At 26.3% G+C, this 3,387-nt stretch carries 1 protein-coding gene and 2 pseudogenes; all 3 read right to left on the bottom strand.

From position 1 onward, the window contains the following. Positions 1–741 (bottom strand): annotated as a pseudogene (amrB, locus tag BN1173_RS01775) (AmmeMemoRadiSam system protein B); the annotation flags it as partial. A gap of 5 nt (positions 742–746) precedes the next feature. After that, positions 747–2,180: a pyruvate kinase gene (gene pyk, locus BN1173_RS01770; RefSeq protein ID WP_014696221.1), complete on the bottom strand. Its 1,434-nt coding sequence runs from the start codon at positions 2,178–2,180 to the stop codon at positions 747–749. 113 nt (positions 2,181–2,293) lie between these two features. Further along, positions 2,294–3,387, bottom strand: a pseudogene (locus BN1173_RS01765) (NFACT RNA binding domain-containing protein); the annotation flags it as partial.

Genomic DNA, 3,387 nt, shown 5'->3' with positions numbered 1-3,387 from the left:
GTATATTTTCTATTATTGAATATTCATTGTTATTGTTAATGATTTGATGATTTAAAAATTCAAAGTTGGTAAAAATTTGATGAATTATAATAAGGGCAGTTATATTTTCAGGAAATATTTTGTGTGATTTGTGATGTTCTAGTAAAATTGATGAATTTAAGGAAGACGTGTTTAAGAGTTGTTTTAAGGTTGTTGCTAATTGGGTGGCTTTATTTAAATTTGTAGAGTGTGAAATAAAATGAGATAAAAATATAAAAGAATTTTCTTCTTGCGTTGTAAATGGTTTTAAAAATGTGCAATATTCTTTAATAGTTTGGTTTTTGGGGTTACCTAAAATAATGGGAATAATTTTGATATTCTGTGTTATATCTTTAATAAAATTTAATACAATTTCAATTTTGTGATCATTTTCTATTATTTTGTCTTCTACATTTGTAAATGTAAAGTTTTTTATTAAATTTATTATGTCTAAATTAACATCAATTGTTTTATCAAAAAATTTCCAAGCTTTATGAGTTGATATATTAATCTTTGAATTTTCTTTTGTATATGAAAATGATAAATCTGTTTTTTGTATTGTAAGTTATTATTTTTTTTAAATTATCAATAGTATCTAGTGTCAAATTCGTAAGTCCCATTTGTAGTTAAAAGTGCTTTATGAGTTTTTCTTTTATATAAACTGAATAATTTTGGTGTTATATTAGTTGGATAAAAAATATTATCAACTAAGCTATTTCTTATTTTATTTATAAATTATGTCCCTTAATTGCTTCTTCTACTGTGTTTATTTCCATAAATTCTGTACCCTTATTGGTATCTCTGTTGGGATTTCCAGAAATAATTACTATAATATCTGAATTTTTAACTATTTCTTGTGTTTTAAGCATTTTAAGAGAAGTTGCTACAAATTCATTTGTTCTTTTAAAATTGTTTTCAACAAGATTAGAATAAACACCATAAGAGAGTGATAATTCTCTTGCTATTCTTTCATTATTTGTCGTAATAAATAGTGGCACACTTGCTCTATATGTTGCCATTATTCTGGCAGTTCTTCCTTTAAGTGAATCAACGATAATAGCTTTAATAGGCATTATTTTAGTTGCATCGATTGCACATTTTATAATGTAATTTCTTATTATTTTTTTGCTACAGAAAATTTCATCTTGAAACAGTGTTTGCTCTCTATATTTTTCGACTTCTCTTGCAATTTTGGTCATCATTTTAACAGCTTCAATTGGATATTTTCCATAAGCTGTCTCTCCAGATAGCATTATTGCGTCTGTACCATTTAGAATTGCATTGGCAACATCAGATACTTCTGCTCTTGTAGGTCTTGGATTTTCAATCATTGTATGCAACATTTGCGTTGCTGTAATTACAGGTATGCCGTACTTAATGCAGGTTTTAGTTATTTTAATTTGTGCTAAAGGAACATCTTCAGCAGGTATTTCAACTCCCATATCTCCCCTTGCAACCATAATTCCGTAGGAAGCTTTGGCAATTTCTTCTATGTTATCAATTCCTTCTTGATTTTCGACTTTGGAAATAATTTTTACGTCTGGATTTCCTGCAGCGTTTAATATATCTTTGACGTCTTGAATATCTTGTGCATGCCTTACAAAAGAATGTGCAATAAAATCAATATTGTGTTTTGCTGCAAGTTCAATAAAGCCTTTGTCTTTATCAGTAACGGATTGTAATTTTAGTGAAATTCCTGGTGTATTTATTGATTTTTTGTTTTTAATTTGCCCATCGTTTTTAATTTGACAAATTAATTTATCTGCAGATTTTTCGATGACAATCATTTCAAGTTCACCATCATCAATTAGAATTTTTGCTCCATTTGGAACTTCATTAACAAATCCATCATAGTTAGTTTGAAATGCATTAGGATCATTTATAGGTGTTGTAGAGATTATTACTTTGTCTCCTATTTTAACAGTAATAGGCTTTTCAATATTAGCTGTTCTAACTTCTGGTCCTTTTGTATCAATCATTAATGCTATTTTATTTGAAACTTGTCTAACATTATTTATGACTTTTATTGCATCGGCATGTGATTGATGAGCAGTGTTTAGTCGTATTACATTTACACCTGCTTCATATAATTCTTTTATATGTTCTGGATCGCATCTTAGATCTGATATTGTTGCTACTATTTTTGTTAATTTTTGTATCATATTTATTTTTCTCCTACAGTATTTAAATTTTATGCTTTTTAATCCCCAATAACAATATTTTTGAAAGAACTTGTCGTTTAATTTTTAGATTTAAGTTAGGATATATTATAAACTTAATTTTTGTTTTTAAGTTTGTTTAATATTTTGAGATCTAATTTGATGTTTAAATTTTTTTCTCTGTGAGGTATTACAAGTCCTTTTTTTTCTCCTTTAATTTTTCTTAAATATTTGACATTGGTATAGTAAAGGTCAGCTTTTCCCGCTTGTTTTGCTGGCTTTGTATAAAATACACATAAATTACCAGCATCTATTAAAACTTCAAGAGGAGGTGTTTTGTCTTTTTGATTTCTAATAAATACATAAGCACCAGGATAATCTCTTGTATGTAACCAATAATCATTTCCTTTTGCCCAACTTCTTAAGAGTTCGTCATTTTCTTTTGCATTTCTTCCCACAATAATTTCAAATCCATGAGATATAAAATGGAGCCCAATAGATGTTTTTTTAATGGTTTTTTGTTTTGTTGTTTTTTCATTAGTCAGAGCTGTGTGGTTTTTTTCTTTTGTATAAGTTGTGTTTGATATTAATGTGTTATATTGTGTTTTTGCATTTTTTAATTGCTCTTGCACAATCTTAAGAAAATTTTTGTTTTTTTTGTTAATATTTTAAAATATTTTAAAGCATTATCTTGAGGAGATAATTTTTTTTCTAATGTTATTTTAATTTCTTCTCCATTGTTGTTTTGTAAAGTAATTTCACTCATTCCTTTTTTAATTTTGTTTATATTTGATAAAATCATTTCACCTTTTTCTTTATGAGTTTCTATTATGTCCATTGAAATTAGTTGCTTGTTTAGAGAGTATATTTTTCTTTCTAAGTTGGTTTTTTCTTGTTCATATGTTTTATTAAACATTTCTGTATTATGTGTTTTAGTTTCTTTTATTTTTAAGTTGTCATAGTAATTTTCGATGAATGTTGAGTATGGTAATTTGTTGTCATATTCATTTTTGAGTTTGACTTCTTTTTTCTCAGTTATATCGTTATTTTCAATAATTTTTTTGGCTTTTGTAAATATTTCACCTGTTATTTCTTTTGATTTTGGTCTTCTGTAGTATGCATCAAGAATTTTAAAATTTGTGTCTGTGACAATTATATTAGGAGAAACTGATTTTTGCAATAATTTTATAAAAAATTAACAAAAATATTT

This window comes from Borrelia crocidurae, assembly GCF_000825665.2.
Lineage (GTDB): Bacteria > Spirochaetota > Spirochaetia > Borreliales > Borreliaceae > Borrelia > Borrelia duttonii.
The sequence above is the reverse complement of the archived record's forward strand: the minus strand, read 5'-3'. Positions and strand labels throughout refer to the sequence as shown.

What these genes read in the sequence shown, in the direction of transcription:
- pyk (WP_014696221.1), bottom strand. Translation starts at nt 2,180, where the DNA reads ATGATACAAAAATTAACAAAAATAGTAGCAACAATATCAGATCTAAGA.